General features: G+C 63.7%; 19 protein-coding genes. 3 read left to right on the top strand and 16 right to left on the bottom strand.

Going from position 1 to position 16,325, the window contains the following annotated elements; translation table 11 throughout:
• Positions 1 to 65: 65 nt before the first annotated feature.
• The 5 genes from AC0L2U_RS10765 to AC0L2U_RS10745 form a co-directional block, all read right to left on the bottom strand.
• Positions 66 to 845, bottom strand: a complete 780-nt coding sequence (locus AC0L2U_RS10765; RefSeq protein ID WP_127382861.1) for a succinate dehydrogenase iron-sulfur subunit — start codon at positions 843 to 845, stop codon at positions 66 to 68.
• A gap of 9 nt (positions 846 to 854) precedes the next feature.
• Positions 855 to 2,690 (bottom strand): succinate dehydrogenase flavoprotein subunit, encoded by a 1,836-nt coding sequence (gene sdhA, locus AC0L2U_RS10760; protein WP_127322425.1) that lies wholly within the window; start codon positions 2,688 to 2,690, stop codon positions 855 to 857.
• A 1-nt stretch (position 2,691) separates the two neighbouring features.
• Complete coding sequence (sdhD, locus tag AC0L2U_RS10755; protein ID WP_127330207.1) at positions 2,692 to 3,087, bottom strand: succinate dehydrogenase, hydrophobic membrane anchor protein; 396 nt, start codon at positions 3,085 to 3,087, stop codon at positions 2,692 to 2,694.
• 2 nt (positions 3,088 to 3,089) lie between these two features.
• Positions 3,090 to 3,509 (bottom strand): succinate dehydrogenase, cytochrome b556 subunit, encoded by a 420-nt coding sequence (gene sdhC / locus AC0L2U_RS10750; RefSeq protein ID WP_032900823.1) that lies wholly within the window; start codon positions 3,507 to 3,509, stop codon positions 3,090 to 3,092.
• A gap of 260 nt (positions 3,510 to 3,769) precedes the next feature.
• Positions 3,770 to 4,198, bottom strand: a complete 429-nt coding sequence (locus tag AC0L2U_RS10745; RefSeq protein ID WP_473601890.1) for a hypothetical protein — start codon at positions 4,196 to 4,198, stop codon at positions 3,770 to 3,772.
• A gap of 263 nt (positions 4,199 to 4,461) precedes the next feature.
• Between AC0L2U_RS10745 and AC0L2U_RS10740 the strand changes: the two genes are divergently transcribed.
• Positions 4,462 to 4,824, top strand: coding sequence for a hypothetical protein (locus tag AC0L2U_RS10740; protein WP_127408247.1), 363 nt, complete (start codon positions 4,462 to 4,464; stop codon positions 4,822 to 4,824).
• Here the strand turns inward: AC0L2U_RS10740 and AC0L2U_RS10735 are convergent.
• Entirely contained in the window at positions 4,808 to 6,016 is a 1,209-nt protein-coding gene (locus AC0L2U_RS10735) for a GGDEF domain-containing protein (RefSeq protein WP_473601889.1), read from the bottom strand. The genes AC0L2U_RS10740 and AC0L2U_RS10735 overlap by 17 nt on opposite strands.
• 75 nt (positions 6,017 to 6,091) lie before the next feature.
• Positions 6,092 to 7,288 (bottom strand): GGDEF domain-containing protein, encoded by a 1,197-nt coding sequence (locus AC0L2U_RS10730; protein WP_473601887.1) that lies wholly within the window; start codon positions 7,286 to 7,288, stop codon positions 6,092 to 6,094.
• A gap of 160 nt (positions 7,289 to 7,448) precedes the next feature.
• Between AC0L2U_RS10730 and AC0L2U_RS10725 the strand changes: the two genes are divergently transcribed.
• Positions 7,449 to 7,766, top strand: a complete 318-nt coding sequence (locus tag AC0L2U_RS10725) for a hypothetical protein (RefSeq protein WP_127267369.1) — start codon at positions 7,449 to 7,451, stop codon at positions 7,764 to 7,766.
• Positions 7,767 to 7,805: 39 nt separating this feature from the next.
• On the opposite strand, the gene leuC is transcribed toward AC0L2U_RS10725, so the two are convergent.
• The 7 genes from leuC to rplS all read right to left on the bottom strand — a co-directional run bounded on the left by leuC (position 7,806) and on the right by rplS (position 13,673).
• Entirely contained in the window at positions 7,806 to 9,215 is a 1,410-nt protein-coding gene (gene leuC / locus AC0L2U_RS10720) for a 3-isopropylmalate dehydratase large subunit (RefSeq protein ID WP_127808712.1), read from the bottom strand.
• Positions 9,216 to 9,503: 288 nt separating this feature from the next.
• Positions 9,504 to 10,139 carry a class I SAM-dependent DNA methyltransferase gene (locus AC0L2U_RS10715; protein ID WP_127808711.1) on the bottom strand — a complete coding sequence of 212 codons (636 nt, stop codon included), beginning with the start codon at positions 10,137 to 10,139 and terminating at the stop codon, positions 9,504 to 9,506.
• Positions 10,140 to 10,193: 54 nt separating this feature from the next.
• Complete coding sequence (locus tag AC0L2U_RS10710) at positions 10,194 to 11,006, bottom strand: amino acid ABC transporter permease (RefSeq protein ID WP_128288552.1); 813 nt, start codon at positions 11,004 to 11,006, stop codon at positions 10,194 to 10,196.
• A gap of 66 nt (positions 11,007 to 11,072) precedes the next feature.
• A complete protein-coding gene (locus tag AC0L2U_RS10705) occupies positions 11,073 to 11,870 on the bottom strand; it encodes a transporter substrate-binding domain-containing protein (RefSeq protein ID WP_128288553.1) in 798 nt (265 codons plus the stop codon).
• Between the two features lie 177 nt (positions 11,871 to 12,047).
• Positions 12,048 to 12,557: a MarR family winged helix-turn-helix transcriptional regulator gene (locus AC0L2U_RS10700; protein WP_127267364.1), complete on the bottom strand. Its 510-nt coding sequence runs from the start codon at positions 12,555 to 12,557 to the stop codon at positions 12,048 to 12,050.
• Complete coding sequence (locus AC0L2U_RS10695; RefSeq protein WP_127267363.1) at positions 12,554 to 12,967, bottom strand: organic hydroperoxide resistance protein; 414 nt, start codon at positions 12,965 to 12,967, stop codon at positions 12,554 to 12,556. The genes AC0L2U_RS10700 and AC0L2U_RS10695 overlap by 4 nt, the downstream gene beginning before the upstream one ends.
• 154 nt (positions 12,968 to 13,121) lie before the next feature.
• Positions 13,122 to 13,673 (bottom strand): 50S ribosomal protein L19, encoded by a 552-nt coding sequence (gene rplS, locus AC0L2U_RS10690; protein ID WP_013528861.1) that lies wholly within the window; start codon positions 13,671 to 13,673, stop codon positions 13,122 to 13,124.
• A 328-nt stretch (positions 13,674 to 14,001) separates the two neighbouring features.
• Between rplS and AC0L2U_RS10685 the strand changes: the two genes are divergently transcribed.
• Positions 14,002 to 14,754 carry a sulfite exporter TauE/SafE family protein gene (locus AC0L2U_RS10685; protein ID WP_127267362.1) on the top strand — a complete coding sequence of 251 codons (753 nt, stop codon included), beginning with the start codon at positions 14,002 to 14,004 and terminating at the stop codon, positions 14,752 to 14,754.
• Here AC0L2U_RS10685 and trmD read toward each other — a convergent pair.
• Together trmD and rimM are read right to left on the bottom strand one after the other, a co-directional pair.
• The gene (gene trmD / locus AC0L2U_RS10680) at positions 14,736 to 15,440 is read right to left on the bottom strand and encodes a tRNA (guanosine(37)-N1)-methyltransferase TrmD (protein ID WP_127330191.1); all 705 of its coding nucleotides are present in this window, start codon (positions 15,438 to 15,440) and stop codon (positions 14,736 to 14,738) included. The two genes, AC0L2U_RS10685 and trmD, sit on opposite strands and share 19 nt — an antisense overlap.
• Positions 15,437 to 16,036, bottom strand: coding sequence for a ribosome maturation factor RimM (rimM, locus tag AC0L2U_RS10675; RefSeq protein WP_127330189.1), 600 nt, complete (start codon positions 16,034 to 16,036; stop codon positions 15,437 to 15,439). The genes trmD and rimM overlap by 4 nt, the downstream gene beginning before the upstream one ends.
• Positions 16,037 to 16,325: the final 289 nt, after the last annotated feature.

Genomic DNA, 16,325 nt, shown 5'->3' with positions numbered 1-16,325 from the left:
CCGGCAGGACAGAGGGGGGCCGCTACGGATCGCTACATCCGAGGTTTGCAGCAAATCCGCTCCGCCTAGACCCGTCTCTCCACCATCATCTTCTTGATCTCGGCGATCGCCTTGGCCGGGTTGAGGCCTTTCGGGCAGGTCTGCGCGCAGTTCATGATGGTGTGGCAGCGATAGAGCCGGAACGGGTCTTCGAGGTTGTCGAGCCGCTCACCGGTGGCCTCGTCGCGGCTATCGATCAGCCAGCGATAGGCCTGCAGAAGCGTTGCCGGGCCGAGATAGCGGTCGCCGTTCCACCAGTAGCTCGGGCACGAGGTCGAGCAGCAGGCGCACAATATGCATTCGTAGAGCCCGTCGAGTTTCTCGCGGTCCTCGTGGCTCTGCAGCCACTCCTTGGCCGGCTCCGGCGATACCGTCTTCAGCCAGGGCTGGATCGACGCGTGCTGGGCATAGAAATTGGTGAGGTCGGGCACAAGATCCTTGACCACCTGCATATGCGGCAGCGGGTAGACTTTTACCGCGCCGGAAATGTCGTCGCAGCCCTTGGTGCAGGCGAGCGTGTTGGAACCGTCGATGTTCATGGCGCAGGAGCCGCAAATGCCTTCGCGGCAGGAACGCCGCAAGGTCAGCGTCGGGTCGATCTTGTTCTTGATCCACAGCAGCGCGTCGAGCACCATCGGGCCGCAATCGTCCATGTCGACGAAATAGGTGTCGATGCGCGGGTTCTCGTCATCGTCCGGCGACCAGCGATAGATGCGGTATTCCCGCAGATTGGTGGCGCCCTCCGGCTTCGGCCAGGTCTTGCCCTGCTGGATCTTCGAGTTCTTGGGGAGCGTGAGTTCAACCATGTTCGATCCTCAATACACCCGGGCCTTGGGCGCGATCTTGGCGAGGCTGATGCCGCCGTCCTTTTCAGCCAACTGCGGCTCGGTGTGCACCGGCCGGTAGGAGAGCGTCACCTTGCCGTCTTCGCTCAGCCTGGCCAGCGTGTGCTTGCGCCAGACCGCGTCGTCGCGCGCCGAAAAGTCCTCGCGTGCGTGTGCGCCGCGGCTCTCCTTGCGCGCCTCGGCGCTGTAGACCGTGGTGATGGCATTGGCCATCAGGTTTTCCAGCTCCAGCGTCTCGACCAGATCGGAGTTCCAGATCATCGAGCGGTCGGACACTTTGATGTCCTTCAACTCGCCCCAGATCTGCGAAACGCGCTTGCAGCCGCTTTCGAGGGACTCCTGCGTGCGGAATACGGCCGCGTCTTCCTGCATCGCCTTCTGCATCTTTTCACGCAAGCTGGCCGTCGGCGTCGAGCCATTGGCGTGGCGCAGCCGGTCGAAGCGGTCCATGATCTTTTCGACCGAGGCTTCGTTGGGCGAAGGGATCGCCGACTTGCGGTCGATGACCTGGCCGGCGCGGATCGCGGCCGCGCGGCCGAACACCACAAGATCGATCAGCGAATTCGAACCGAGCCGATTGGCACCATGCACTGAGGCGCAGCCGGCTTCGCCGACAGCCATCAATCCGGGCGACACCTGGTCTGGATTGAGCGCCGTCGGATTGAGCACCTCGCCCCAGTAATTGGTCGGCACGCCGCCCATATTGTAGTGGACCGTGGGCAGCACCGGAATCGGCTCCTTGGTCAGGTCGACACCGGCAAAGATCTTGGCCGATTCCGAAATGCCCGGCAGCCGCTCATGCAGGACGGCGGGATCGAGATGGTCGAGATGCAGGAAGATGTGGTCCTTGTTCTTGCCGACGCCGCGACCCTCGCGGATTTCCAGCGTCATGCAGCGCGAGACAACGTCGCGCGAGGCAAGGTCCTTGGCTGACGGCGCATAGCGCTCCATGAAGCGCTCACCCTCGGAATTGACGAGATAGCCACCCTCGCCGCGCGCACCCTCGGTGATCAGGCAGCCGGCGCCATAGATGCCGGTCGGGTGGAATTGCACGAACTCCATGTCCTGCAGCGGAAAGCCGGCACGCGCGGCCATGCCGCCGCCGTCGCCGGTGCAGGTGTGCGCCGAGGTGGCCGAAAAATAGGTGCGTCCATAGCCGCCGGTCGCCAGCACCACCATCTTGGCCGAGAAGCGGTGGATGGTGCCGTCATCCAGGTTCCAGGCAAGAACGCCGGTGCAGGTGCCGTCCGGCTCCATGATCAGGTCGAGCGCGAAATACTCGATGAAGAACTGCGCGTTGTTCTTCAGCGACTGGCCGTACAGCGTGTGCAGGATGGCATGGCCGGTGCGGTCGGCGGCGGCACAGGTGCGCTGCACCGGCGGGCCTTCGCCATAGTTCATCATGTGGCCGCCGAACGGCCGCTGGTAGATCTTGCCCTCTTCGGTGCGCGAAAACGGCACGCCGTAATGTTCGAGCTCGTAGACCGCGGCCGGCGCTTCGCGCACCAGATATTCCATGGCGTCGACATCGCCCAGCCAGTCCGAGCCCTTGACGGTGTCGTACATGTGCCACTGCCAGGAATCGGGACCCATGTTGGACAGCGAGGCGGCAATGCCGCCTTGCGCCGCCACCGTGTGCGAGCGGGTCGGGAACACCTTGCTGATGCAGGCGGTGCGCAGGCCCTGTTCGGCCATGCCGAGCGTGGCGCGCAGGCCGGCGCCGCCGGCGCCAACGACCACCACGTCGAACTTGTGGTCGACAAAGGTATAGCCTGCCGTGTTGGCTTGTTTCGCGTCCTTGGCCAACTCAGCCTCCGAATGCCAGCTTGAGCAGGGCGAAGATCGAGGCGACGCCGACCGCTATGGTGAAAAATGTATTGAGCGCGATCAGCGCCAGCTTCATGCCTTCGCCATGCACGTAATCCTCGATGATCACCTGCATGCCGAGCCGCATATGGGTAAGCCCGGAAATGAGCACCAGGGCCATCACCAGCGCGACGAACGGGTTGGCAAGAGCTGCCCGCACATGTGCGTAGTCGGCGCCGTTGAGCGCGATCAGGAAGCCGACGAAGAACAGGATCAGCGGGATGTTGGCGATCGCGGTCAGGCGCTGGCGCCAGAAATGCCCGGTGCCCTCGCGGGCGGAGCCGAGGCCGCGGACCTTCGCCAGCGGCGTGCGCATGTCGGTGTTTTTGCCGCTCATGGTCAGGCTCCCCGCGCCATATAGCCGGCGATCCAGATCAGCAGCGTGAGCAGGATCGAGCCGGCCAGCGTCGCCCAGGCGATCTTCGAGGCGGTATGCTTCTCGAGGCCGGCGCCGGTGTCCCAGACCAGATGGCGCACGCCACCCAGCATATGGTGCATCAGCGCCCAGGTGTAGCCGAACAGGATGAGCCGGCCGAGCCAGGTGCCGAAGGCCCAATTGGCCCAATCGAAGGTCGCCTGCGAGCTTGCCGCCGCCATCAGCCACAGGGCGACCAGCAGCGTGCCGAAATACAGCGCGCCACCGGTGATGCGGTGAATGATCGACATCGTCATGGTGATCGGCGGCCGGTACACGGTGAGGTGCGGCGAAATCGGCCGTTCACGTCTGGCAAATTCGCGGGTGGCTGGTGATTTGCTCATGGCTCCCCCAGTTCGGCGTCTCTCTGGAGCCTCAGGTGGAAATGCGGCATTGCCGCTTCCGGTTGCGACTTCGGACAGCCGGTTTCTAATGCTCTTTTTGCACCGCGTCAAAGCCAGAAAACCGTTTCGAAAACGTAATTTAGTCTGACTAAAAGGCCGGCCTAGGCTTCAATCGATTAGGCCGGGAGGCCCGAAGCCGGCTCGATATCGCTGCAGTGCAACATGTCTGGCCCAAGGGCCCAGCGGTGTTGAGATTAGCCCTAGCGGTTGCAGGTCTGCGGCGTCGACCCCTTCTTCATCACCAGCGCCTCGCGTCCGTCGATCACGATTGCGTCATGCGTGGCCGCCTGGTAGCGGCTGCTCTGGTTGGCGGGCGACGCCGCAAACTCCTCGGTCGCGCCATCGGACCCGACCACACGCAACGACGTGCCTAGATTTTGGATGGAGATCATACCGTTGTTGCCGCATCTGTAAGTGGCCGTGCCTATGCCGGATCGCGGCGCGGTAAGGTTGGTGATGATCTTGGTTGCAGCTGCCGGAGGCGCCGCGGCTGCGACGGACTGCTGAGCCGGCGCAGGTGAGACGACGACGGTATTGGCCGCCTTCGGCCCACCGTCCTGTGGCACACAGCCAGCGACGACCCCGAGCAACGGGAAAACGGACGCCCAAATCGGCCGGCGTAGCGCCATATGCTGTCCTCCCGCGCGGCAAACCAGCCGCGATGCTTTGCCAAGATCAAGGTCATCCCGACGCCGAGACGGACACCAGCCGCGATGGTGCGGCCAAGCATGGCCGAATGATGACCACCGGGTTTTCCATCCAGTCGGATATTAACGGATATTAACCATGTTTACCGAGACATCGCCGCCAAACGCGCCGGCCTCTTAACAAAGGTTAAGAAAACGTTAATTTCTGATTCGAGGAGGCTTTCCCTCAAGACACGGAGGACGCCATGCGTTCGAATTCAGGCAGATCGCGCCTTGCGGCGCTCATCGTGGCGGCATCGGTCGTTGCCCTTGCAGCGCCAGCGCTCGCCGGCGCCCGGCATCAGGATCGCGTCTACGCGGATTCCTTCGGCAATCTCGTTATCGACAGCGCCGCCGGCTACAAGCGTATCATCGTCGGCGAAGGCAAGCTGGCCAAGCAGCTATCCGACTACACCAGCGCCGGCCAGCCCAAGGTGATCTACGAGAACGAAGCCGACGAAATCAGCGGATACAGCGATTGCTACCGGCCGCCTGTGCTGGTGAAGGGCCGCTCCTATATGTACGGTCTCTCCGACGGCGAGATGCCCGAACTCAGCCCCTGCCGCTAGCCTCGATACCGGCTGACGACCAGTTGCCAGCCGGTCCGGCGGAGACGCGCACACAATCGCGCCCGGCATTCTTCGCCTGATAGAGCGCCTGGTCGGCGCGCCGCATCAGATCGGCAAAGTCTTCGCTCGGATGAAGTTCGGCGACGCCGAAGCTCGCGGTGCAGCGGTTGTCAGCCGGCAGCCCGTCGATGGGCAGCCCGCCAAAGGCGCTGCGCGTCCCCTCGGCGAACAGCCGCGCCGCGGCAAGGTTGGTTCCCGGCAGGATGATGGCGAACTCCTCGCCGCCAATGCGACCCGCAACGTGATGCGCGGCTGCAGCTTCGCGCAGGAAGCCTGCAAAAGTCTCGATCACCCGGTCGCCTGACGCATGGCCGAAGCTGTCGTTGACGCTCTTGAAATGATCGAGATCGGCGATGACCAGCGCGACCGGCACGCCTTGCCGCATCGCGCCAAGCACCGCCAGCTCGGCATGCCGGGTGAAGCCGCCGCGGTTGAGCAGGCGCGACAGCGTGTCCGTTTCCGATTTCGACGTCACTTCGGCGAGCACGTCGCGAACCAGGATGGCCAGCATCAGCAGCGCCAGCGCCAGCGCAAAGACAGTGCCGAGCGATTGCGACACCAGCGCGTAGTTGCTTTGCAGATAGGCCTGCGGATTGGCGCCCCAGCCGCCAAGCGCATGCGCGATGAACGGTTTGGAGGCAAACTGCAGACCGCTCGCCGCCAGCACCGCCATCAACATGCGATCGAGACGGGCAAGCTTTTGCCTCGATGACCAGACAATGGCCAGCCCGACAAACTGCATGACCGCATAGGGAAGCTGGTAAGCCATGATGCGGATCAGCGATTGGCGGGGCAGATCCTGCACGAAATACACAGCTATGGTGGTGGTCAACAGGAACAACAGCATCGGCTTCCAGGGCAGTGCCACGCCGTATTTGCGGGCAAGCCCGCCATTGAACGCAATGGTGGCGGCAAGGAAAACCGCGAAGGCGGCCACGACCGGGAGCCGCGCGTCGGTGAAAGCGGGAATGGAGAATTCGATGGCCGAATAGGCCATGCCCAGCAGATAGCCAAATGCCAGCCAGCGCGCCGGCGCGCGGCCGACATCGTGGAAGGCGACCGCCATGAAGGATGCCGCCAGCAGGCCGGCAACCGACAGATTGATCAACAGGATGAAGTTGGCGCCGCTCATGTTCTCCCGCACCCGCGCCGACAGCTAATCATCGACGGGCGAAGAAGACGTTAACGCCGTCCCGTCCGGGCAGATTCAGCCGGTCTTGAGCGGCTCCGGCAGGAACGCCGTTTCCGGCCGCTCATAGGACAGGCGTACACTGTCGCGGCCGTTCTTCTTGGCTTTGTAGAGCGCATCGTCGGCACGGCGCATCAGCGGCTCCAGCGCCTCGCCACCGCTGCGGGCCGCCACGCCGAAGCTTGCCGTCACCCTCGTTCCCTGGGGAAGTCCGTCGACATGGCCGGCCGAATAGACGGTGCGCACCGCCTCGGCGAACAGCCGGGCCGCGGCAAGATCGCTGAGTGGCAGCAGCACCGCGAATTCCTCGCCGCCGATACGCCCGGCAACACCGCGCGCGCCGGCCGCCGACCGAAGCTTGGCGGCGAAGTCGGCGATCACCCGATCGCCCGCGCCATGTCCATGCACATCGTTGAGCGCCTTGAAGTGATCGAGGTCGGCCAACACCAGCGCGACCGGGAACCGGGCCGAGGCGCAGTGCTGCAAGAGCCGCATGCCGCGTTCCTCGAAGCCACGCCGGTTGAGCAGGCCCGACAGGGGGTCGGTATAGGTCTCGGTCTTCAATGCCTTCAACACGTCGAGTGCCGCGGCGGAAAACAGGCACAACGCAATGAGCAGCGAGAGCAGCGCGTGCGACAGCAGCGCCGTCGTCCAGTAGGACGAGCCATAGAACCCGTTATAGCTGGCGAAGGGCCCATGCGCGATGACGACGGCAAGGGTGCGCACGAAGAAATTGACGCCCGACAGCAGCGACAGCACGAACAGGATTTTTTCGGTCGGGCCGTTGTTGCGCACCGGGCGCAGTTCGGCAGCAACCAGAAGGCTGATGCCGCCGAATGCGAAATTCATCGCCAGGATGCGCCAGGTGAGATCCGGCGCGACGAACAGGAACCAGCACAACGACGCCAGGCCGCCGCCGGCCAGCACGGCGATCCCCACATAGGGCACCTTGCGGCCATAGCGGTGGATGACAGCGCTGGCCAGGCAGCACGCGGCGATGGTGAAGCAGATGTTCGACGTAAGCTTGGTCAGCGGCATCCCGATGGGCAAGGTGAAATACTGCAGCAGGAAGCCAGCCGCCGAGAGACTGTAGCTGATCGCCAAAACGGCCAGATAGGGGCGGTGGCGCTGATAGGACCATAGCACAAGGAAGGCCGCGCCGAGCGCCAGCGCGATCGTCGGGTTGAGCAGCGCAATGAGCAGACCCGTGTCCAACCGACTGTGACTTCCCCTGGCTTACGTCAGGGAAGAGCTTAGAGGGCAAGCCCAAACAAGCGGTTAAGCGAAAGCGGTAAGCAGGACCGCCGTCTCAAAATAATGTCAGGGAACCGCAGTCCCCAGTCAGCGTTCCTCCGTTCACAATCTGGAGCGACCCATGGCCGACACAATCACACTGACCGACCACGATGCGATCCGCTCATGGGCTGCCGGGCGCGCCGGCTTTCCCGCAATCGTCGACATATCGCCCGAAGCGGGGACGCAGCCCATGTTGAGGCTGGTCTTCGGCCAGCACGCCTATCAGGATCAGGACCAGCCTGAACGGCCGCTCAATGCGGGAGGCTATGAACTCGTCGAATGGGACGAATGGTTCAAGCTCTTCGAGGAACAACAGCTTGCGCTTGTGGTCGCGGCCGAACAGCCGGGACGCCGCGAGGAGTTCCACGAGCTCGTCCGCCGCGACGGAAAGAGCTGACCCGAGCCGGGCGCGGCTCGGGTTCTGTTCAAATCCGGGTTACTTCCACTCGCGGATGTCGACGAAGTGGCCGGCGATCGCCGCCGCGGCCGCCATCGCCGGCGACACGAGATGGGTGCGGCCCTTGAAGCCTTGCCGGCCCTCGAAATTGCGGTTCGAGGTCGAGGCGCAGCGTTCATGCGGCTTCAGCCGGTCGTCGTTCATGGCCAGGCACATCGAACAGCCCGGCTCGCGCCAGTCGAAACCGGCGGCGACAAAGATCTTGTCGAGCCCTTCGGCTTCCGCCTGTTCCTTGACCAGGCCGGAGCCGGGCACGATCATCGCATCGACATGCGGGCTGACCGTCTTGCCTTCGACCACCTTGGCGACGGCGCGCAGATCCTCGATGCGGCCGTTGGTGCAGGAGCCGATGAAGACGCGGTCGAGCGTGATGTCGGTGATCTTGGTGCCCGGCGTCAGACCCATATAGTCGAGCGCGCGCTGCTTGGAGGTGCGCTTGTTTTCATCGGCGATGTCGGCCGGGTTCGGAACGATGCCTTGCACCGACACGACATCCTCGGGCGACGAGCCCCAGGAGACGATCGGCGGCAGCTTGGCCGCGTCGAGCACGATCACCTTGTCGAAATGCGCGCCTTCGTCGGACTGCAGCGTCTTCCAGTATTCGAGTGCCGCATCCCAGGACGCGCCCTTCGGCGCGCGCGGCTTGTCCTTGACATAGGCGAAGGTCGTCTCGTCGGCGGCGATCAGGCCGGCGCGCGCGCCGCCTTCGATCGACATGTTGCAGATCGTCATGCGGCCTTCCATCGACAGCGCACGGATCGCCTCGCCGGCATATTCGATGACATAGCCGGTGCCGCCGGCAGTGCCGATCTCGCCGATAATGGCCAGGATGATGTCCTTGGCGGTGACGCCTTCCGGCAACTGGCCGTCGACACGCACCAGCATGTTCTTGGCCTTGCGCTGGATCAGCGTCTGTGTCGCCAGAACATGCTCGACCTCGGATGTGCCGATGCCGTGCGCCAGCGCACCGAAAGCGCCGTGCGTCGAGGTGTGGCTGTCGCCGCAGACGATGGTCATGCCGGGCAGTGTAAAGCCTTGCTCGGGACCGATGATGTGGACGATACCCTGGCGGATATCGTTCTCGGAATAATATTCGACGCCGAAATCCCTGGCGTTCGTGGCCAACGCCTCGACCTGGATGCGGCTTTCCTCGTTCTTGATGCCGAACTTGCGCTCGGGCGAGGTCGAGACATTGTGATCGACCACGGCCAGCGTCTTTTCCGGATGCCGGACTTTACGGCCGGTCATGCGCAGGCCTTCGAAGGCCTGCGGGCTGGTCACTTCATGGACCAGGTGGCGGTCGATGTAGAGCAGGCAGGTGCCGTCGTCCTGGCGATCGACGACATGGTCGTCGAAAATCTTGTCGTAGAGGGTGCGCGGTGCGCTCATGTGCGTAAATCCGTCGATATGAGAATGGGAAAGAGCAGGTACCGGACCTCAGGCCCGGCGAAAGGGACCCGAACAGGTCGGCCTAGGGTAGTCGGCTGGTCAGCGCCCCGGACACGCGCGCGGAAAAACGCGACGGCAGGCGTTTCCTGTCCTGCAGCACGAACCCCTTGTAGGCCGGATCGCCAAAAAGCTCTTCCATGGCGTGGCTCATACCAATGTTTTGGGTTTTCGGCAATTGCGGCGTTCAGCGCCTTTACCTTCTCCCGCAAGGGGAGAAGGTAAGTGGAGTCACAACACTTCAAACACAAACGTCTTCACCAGCGCGTCAGGCTCGGCGATCGCATAGCAGCGGAACCACGGGCTTTCCTCGATCGGCCGCCATTTCCCAGCTAGCTCCAGCTCATCGAACACCGCCTGGAAGCCGCCGCTCTCAAACACCTGGTCGCGCACGGTGAAGATGGCATGGCCGCCCTTGCGGGTGATGCGCACCAGCTCGTGCAGGCCCGACGCCGGCGCATGGCTGATGGTGAACACGCCGGTCGAGAAGAAGGCCCGAAAATACTTGTCAGGCCATGGCAGCGTTTCGCCCAGCATTGCCTGCTTCAGGTCGCTGTAGGCATTGCGGCTGCCGGCGATCTTCAGCATATCGTGCGAGAGGTCGAGCCCCGCAATGTCGCGGTAACCGAGCGCCTTCAGCGAGGGTCCCGACAGGCCAGTGCCGCAGCCGGCATCGAGCAAGGGACCATCGCCCGCCGGCACATGACGCGCCACCCAGGCGGTGATCAGGAAAGGCAGGAGGTAGCCGAGCGAGGCGGTCTCGCTGTCATAGGTCGCAGCCCACGCGGCATAGGCCTCCTCAAGCGCTTCCGGCGTGTCGGCCGTATAGACGGAATCCAGCGCCGCATTGGCTTTGTCGACGATCATGGGGACCTCCTCAAGGGAATGCTCGGGGATCGTAGCGCTGCCTTGGCCGAAAAACTATTCCTCGTGCTGGCGGCGCAGCCGCCGCTCCAGCGCCCTGAGCGCCAGCGACAGGCCGACGGTCAGGATGAGATAGATGTAGGCCGTTATCGAATAGGTCTCGAAGAAGCGAAAGGAGCCGGCGGCGTAGACCTTGCCCATCTGCGTGATGTCGGCAACGCCGAGCACCGAGACCAGCGAGGAATCCTTGACCAAAGCGACGAAATCATTGCCGAGCGGCGGCAGGATGGTGCGGATTGCCTGTGGGAACACGATCAGCCGGAAACGCTGCGCGCGTGTCAGCCCAAGCGCCTTCGCCGCTTCGATCTGACCCTTCTCCACCGCCTGGATGCCGGCCCGGAAAACCTCCGAGATGAAAGCCGAATAGCCGATGGTCAGCGCCATGATGGCGCGCCAGAGCAGCGACACGTCGCGCACCAAAAGCTCGCCGAACAGGCCGGCACTTTGCAGCGGCGCGGTCAGCGCGTTCCAGGCCGCGACGAAGGCCGGCGCGCCGGCAAAGGCGATCCAGAACAACAGCACCAGGATCGGCACGCCGCGGACGATCTCGACATAGAAGCGCGCGATCTGGCGCAGCCAGCGCGAACCGGACATTCCCATCAGCGCGATGCCGAGCCCAATGGCCGACGCCAGCACGAAGGCGATCACGGTGACGAAGATGGTGACGCCGATGCCCTTGGCGACCGTGGCGAACACCTGGGCATAGAGGTTGCTGGTGGCGACGAAGACGGCCACCGCGATGGCGAGGGTTACGGCAACGACGAGCCACCAGGGGAAGTCGGCTTTGGACGAAGAGGAAGGCGTTGCCATCAGGCGATGCCGGCCAAGCAGACGTGGGGGCAGAGGGGGGCGTTCAAGCGCGAAGTCAGCGGGAAATCACTGCCCCATCTTGTAATCAAGAAACCATTTCTTGTTTAGCGCATCGAACGTCCCGTCCGCCTTCAACGCAGCGATTGCCGCGTTGATCGGCTTCACCAGGTCGGAACCCTTGGGGAAAATGAAACCGAAATCCTCGGTGCCGAGCGGCCCGCCGATCAGTTTCAGTTTGCCCTCGGAGGCGTCGACATAGCCTTTGCCAGCGGTGCCATCGGTCAAAACGACATCGACGTCACCGGACTTCAGTGCCTGCACGGTCGCGCCGAAGGTTTCGAACAGTTTGATGCGCGGGTTCTGCTCATTGCCGTCGAGCACGCTATAGACGGCGGTGTAGAAGGGCGTGGTGCCGGCCTGCGCGCCGATCAGCCCGTCCTTGAAGTCGCCGAAGGTCTTGGCGTCAGTGAAGCGGCTCTCATCGCCGCGCACCAGCATGAACTGTTCCGAGCGCATATAGGGGTCGGAGAAATCGACCTTCTCCTTGCGATCGTCCTTGATGGTGATGCCGGTCATGCCAATGTTGTACTGGTTGTCGGAAACCGCCTGGATCATCGCGTCCCAGGAGGTGTTCTGGTATTCGACGGCAAAATTCAGCCGCTTGGCGATCTCGTTCATCGCGTCATACTCCCAGCCGATCTGCTTGCCGGTCTTGGCATCGATGAACTGCAGCGGCGGATAGGCGTTTTCGGTCACAACCACCACCTTTTTGCCGCCGAGGTCGGGCAGCGCCTGCGCAAAGGCGGCAACGGGCGTCAGGACGAGGGCAAGCAGGCCTGCCAGCAGCAGTTTCGATTTGGTCATGACACACTCCCCGGAAATTGACGGACCCGGACATGGCCGGGCTTGCAGGAAAATACGGCGCCGACTTTAGCTTTCCGCAAGCGTCATGCAAGACGGTCCGCTGCGTCAGGATGCGCGAAAGCGGATTCCAGTGCCTTCATTTCCGGGATTCAGGAATGAACGGTGTCGCGGCAGCGATCAGCTCCGCTTCGCGATGCCGGCATCTGCCTTGCGCAAGCCGGAGACGAACCGCGTCAGCGTGCGGTGCAGGGATTTCAACTCGTCGGCATCCAGCGGCAGGTTGCAAAGCATCGCCGCCGGCACGCTTTTAGCCTGCTCACGCAACGCTTGGCCCTTCGCTGTCGGCTCGACCATAACCCGGCGCTCGTCGGCGGGGTCGCGCCGGCGTGTGACCAGTCCGCCAGCCTCCATCCGCTTGAGCAGCGGCGTCAGCGTCGCGGAATCCAGGCCAAGCGCTTCGCCAAGCTCGCCAACCGTGCTTGGAGCTCGTTCCCACAGCGCCAACATGGCCAGATATTGCGGATAGGTCAGGCCGAGCGGATCGAGCAGCGGGCGGTAGAGCTTCGTCATCAGCCCGCTTGCCGAATAGAGCGCGAAGCACAGCTGCTGGTCGAGCCGCGGAACGTGAAACGTCCCGGTGGCCTCCGCCGGGACGTCGCTGGTGCTCTTTGTCGTCTTTTCCGTCATGCCGCCTTTACCGAAAGCGCTACGTCGACATTGCCCCTGATGGCGTTGGAATAGGGGCAGATCTTGTGCGCCTCCGATACAAGCGCTTCCGCCGCCGCCTGATCAAGGCCTTTCGTTTCCGCCGCGAGCGCGACGCCGAGCTTAAAGCCTTCGCCATTGGGAAGCAGGCTGACGGTGGAGGTTACCCCGGCATCCGTCAGCGACAGCTTCTGTTTGCGCGCGACGAAGCGGATGGCGCTTTCGAAGCAGGCGGCATAGCCGATTGCGAACAGTTGCTCAGGATTGGTGGCGCCCCCCGGCCCGCCGAGCTCCTTGGGCATTGCCAGATCGACCTTGAGCAGACCGTCGCTGGTCTCGCCGTGGCCGGCGCGGCCGCCGGTGACGTGAGCCTGTGTGGTGTAGAGTGCCATATCAAATCTCCAATTACCTTGTGCACGATTATTTGGTACACAAGATAATATGCCGTCAACAGCGGATCCCGTTTCTGGCGCTGAAAGCGTTCACAGTCCGGTGAAACGAAAAAGGCGGCCGAAGCCGCCTTTTTGAATGGGATGTCCGAAAACCTTATTCGGCGGGGGTCGCTTCCGCGGCGGCCTTGGCTGCTGCTTCGGCTTCGGCGGCGGCCTTCTTCTCGGCGGCGTCCTGGGCGGCCTTCTCGACGGCCAGGGCCTCGGCTGCTGCCACCTTCTCGGCCTCGATGCGGGCCTTCTCGGCGTTCAGCGCATCGCGCTCCTCATCATTCAGCTTGCGGGCGCGCACGCCGGTGTTTTCCGAAATACGGGCCGATTTGCCGCGACGATCGCGCAGGTAATAGAGCTTGGCGCGACGCACCTTGCCGCGGCGAACGATCTCGACGCCTTCAACCATCGGCGAGTAGACCGGGAACACGCGCTCGACGCCTTCGCCGTAGGAAATCTTGCGAACCGTGAAGTTCTCCTGGAAGCCGGCGCCGGCGCGGGCGATGACGACGCCCTCATAGGCCTGGACGCGGGTGCGGGTGCCTTCGGTCACGCGGACCTGGACGCGCACGGTGTCGCCGGGCTGGAATTCGGGAAGCTTGCGCTTGGCTTCGATCTTGGCGGCCTGTTCGGCCTCGAGCTGACGGAGAATATCCATCTCAAAAGTCCACTTCTTGTTCTTCCGACAGTCAGAGCGTCCGACACTCGCCTTGCAGTTCCATTGACCGCTTGGCTATGCCTTTTGTCTCCAAGACATTTGTCTTTGAAACATCAGGCAGGGGCGACTACACCGTCATTGTTGACGGGTCCGGCAGATTCTTTCTGGCCGGTACGGGCGGGCACATACAGCTATTTCGCCGCTTTGTCACGCCTTGGCAGCGCATTTTCTGCTCGCATGGCACCATCGTAATCCTGCCGTGCCGGGTTGCGCCGGTCGTTCAGGCTTTCTAAGCCTGAAATAACACAGTTTTGAGCGGCCGCAATTCATGTCTGTCTTCGATGCCATCCTGCTGTTTCTGGCGGGCTTTCTGTCAGGCGCCGCCAATGCGGTCGCCGGTGGCGGCACCTTCATCACCTTCGGCGCCATGACGCTGGTCGGCCTGCCGCCGATCGTCGCCAACGCCACCTCCTCGGTGACGCAATTTCCAGGCTACATAACCTCGACCCTCGCCTACTCGGCCGATATCAGGCATTTCTGGCGCGGCGCGCTACTGCTGTGCCTGATTTCGGCCGTGGGTGCACTGGCCGGCGCGCTGATCCTTTTGGCGCTCGACAATCCGTCGTTTCGCGCTCTGGTGCCGTGGCTGCTCTTGGCCGCGACAGCCCTGTTCGCAGCCGGCCCCTGGCTGAAACCAGTGCCGAAGCCCGGTCATGAAGCGGCGGTGGGCTCGCTCGCCGGCTCCCTGGCGCAGTTTCTCACCGCCATCTATGGCGGCTTCTTCGGCGCCGGCATGGGCGTGATGATGCTGGCGACGCTCGGCCTGACGCAAGCCGGCGACTATCACCGGCTGAACGCGTTGAAGAACATGCTGGCCATGGTCATCGCCGCTGTTGCGATCGTCGTCTTCGTCTCGGGCGGCGTCGTCGCCTGGCCGCAGGCGATCATCATGATCCCGGGCGGAGCGCTCGGCGGCTATGCCGGCGTCTGGATCGCCAAGCGCGTGCCGCAAAACGCAGTGCGCGGCTTCGTCGTCGCTGTCGGTCTGTTTCTGGCTTTCTATTACTTTTGGAAAGGGTGAGCGGCGGCGCCCAACAAATCCGGACGCCGCTCTTTCGTCAACGCCTCTGACTCCGCCCGCCGCCATGCGGCGATCTTCTTGTGATTGCCCGAGATCAGCACCTCGGGTATCTCGCGGCCTTCAAACTCCTGCGGCCGCGTATAGTGCGGATGTTCGAGCAGGCCGTTTTCGAAACTCTCCTCCTCGCCCGACACCGCGTTGCCCATCACGCCGGGCAACAGCCGCACCACCGCGTCGAGCAGCACAAGGGCGGCCGGCTCACCACCCGAGAGGATGAAATCACCGATGGAGACCTCCTCCAATCCCCGCGCGTCGATCACCCGCTGGTCGACGCCTTCGAAGCGGCCGCACAGGATGACGGCACCCGGCCCAGCCGCCAGCTCGCGCACACGCGCCTGGGTCAGCGGCTTGCCGCGCGGGCTCATCAGCAGCCGAGGCCGCGCATCGCCTTCCGGCGAAGCATGGTCGATGGCTTTCGCCAGCACGTCGGCGCGCATCACCATGCCGGCGCCGCCGCCGGCGGGCGTGTCGTCGACGGTGCGATGGCGGTCGGGGGCGAAGTCGCGGATCTGGATCGCCTCCAGCGACCACGTCCCGGCCTCCAGCGCCCGGCCGGCCAACGACAGGCCGAGCGCGCCGGGAAACATCTCGGGGTAAAGCGTCAGCACCGAAGCGGAAAAACTCACCGGTTGCCCCCGGCATCGCTCGGTCCGCGCGGCCGGCCCTTCGGATCGAAGTCTTCCTCGCGCGGGCCATCGCCATCCTCGTCGTCGACCAGCCCGGCAGCCGCCGGATCGACACGGACAAAACCCTCGGCGATCGACACTTGCGGCACGGCGGCCTGTGTGAACGGGATCAGCACGCCCTTGCGCCCGCCCAGCGTCACGTCGAGAATATCGCCGCCGCCGAAATTGTGCACCGCGACCACCTTGCCAAGCACGGCAGCCGTGTCGTCGCGGACTTCGAGGCCGACGAGGTCGGCATGGTAGAATTCGTCTTCCTCGCCGTCGTCCGGCAGCATCGAACGGTCGACGAACAGCTCCGTGCCTGCCAGCGCCTCGGCCGCATTGCGGTCGGCAATGCCCTTGAAGCGGACCACGACGACGGTGTTGGCAGGCCTGATGTCGACGATCTGGAAGGCGCGCCCGTCCCTGGCGTAGAGCGGCCCGTAATCGGCCAGCGCCAGCGGCTCACCTGTGAAGGTCTTCACCCGCAACTCGCCCTTGATGCCATGGGCGGCGCCGATCACGGCCATCTGGACAGGGTTTTGGGGCTTGCTCATGGCGCTTTTACCTTCGTCATCCACGGGCGGAGCAGGCGCGAAGCGACTGCGCAGACCCGAGGATCCATTCCGTTACGGCGACCAAAAAGCACGGCAGTTCAGAAAGGGTCACGAGTCTCGTTCCTGCCAACTCTCTATTTGCAAACACTTCGCGCGGTCTCCACCGCAAAGCTATCAGACTTGTAACGCAGCAACGCTCGCAGGTCACGGCATGGATCCCGGGGTCTCCGCGACGTCGCTTCGCTCCTGCTCCGCCCCAGGATGACGAAGGGGGCGGGCATTTCAGCCA

It is taken from the genome of Mesorhizobium sp. WSM4808, from assembly GCF_055811675.1.
Note: the sequence above shows the minus strand (reverse complement) of the source record. Positions and strands in the feature narration are given on the sequence as shown.

Coding starts and splice junctions, on each gene's coding strand:
- AC0L2U_RS10700 (WP_127267364.1), bottom strand. CDS start 12,557: ATGACGGAAAAGACGACAAAGAGCACCAGCGACGTCCCGGCGGAGGCC.
- AC0L2U_RS10705 (WP_128288553.1), bottom strand. CDS start 11,870: ATGACCAAATCGAAACTGCTGCTGGCAGGCCTGCTTGCCCTCGTCCTG.
- AC0L2U_RS10735 (WP_473601889.1), bottom strand. CDS start 6,016: ATGAGCGGCGCCAACTTCATCCTGTTGATCAATCTGTCGGTTGCCGGC.
- sdhC (WP_032900823.1), bottom strand. CDS start 3,509: ATGAGCAAATCACCAGCCACCCGCGAATTTGCCAGACGTGAACGGCCG.
- sdhD (WP_127330207.1), bottom strand. CDS start 3,087: ATGAGCGGCAAAAACACCGACATGCGCACGCCGCTGGCGAAGGTCCGC.
- rplS (WP_013528861.1), bottom strand. CDS start 13,673: ATGGATATTCTCCGTCAGCTCGAGGCCGAACAGGCCGCCAAGATCGAA.
- AC0L2U_RS10740 (WP_127408247.1), top strand. CDS start 4,462: ATGCGTTCGAATTCAGGCAGATCGCGCCTTGCGGCGCTCATCGTGGCG.
- AC0L2U_RS10685 (WP_127267362.1), top strand. CDS start 14,002: ATGTCTGTCTTCGATGCCATCCTGCTGTTTCTGGCGGGCTTTCTGTCA.
- AC0L2U_RS10695 (WP_127267363.1), bottom strand. CDS start 12,967: ATGGCACTCTACACCACACAGGCTCACGTCACCGGCGGCCGCGCCGGC.
- AC0L2U_RS10725 (WP_127267369.1), top strand. CDS start 7,449: ATGGCCGACACAATCACACTGACCGACCACGATGCGATCCGCTCATGG.
- AC0L2U_RS10710 (WP_128288552.1), bottom strand. CDS start 11,006: ATGGCAACGCCTTCCTCTTCGTCCAAAGCCGACTTCCCCTGGTGGCTC.
- AC0L2U_RS10745 (WP_473601890.1), bottom strand. CDS start 4,198: ATGGCGCTACGCCGGCCGATTTGGGCGTCCGTTTTCCCGTTGCTCGGG.
- AC0L2U_RS10765 (WP_127382861.1), bottom strand. CDS start 845: ATGGTTGAACTCACGCTCCCCAAGAACTCGAAGATCCAGCAGGGCAAG.
- rimM (WP_127330189.1), bottom strand. CDS start 16,036: ATGAGCAAGCCCCAAAACCCTGTCCAGATGGCCGTGATCGGCGCCGCC.
- AC0L2U_RS10715 (WP_127808711.1), bottom strand. CDS start 10,139: ATGATCGTCGACAAAGCCAATGCGGCGCTGGATTCCGTCTATACGGCC.
- leuC (WP_127808712.1), bottom strand. CDS start 9,215: ATGAGCGCACCGCGCACCCTCTACGACAAGATTTTCGACGACCATGTC.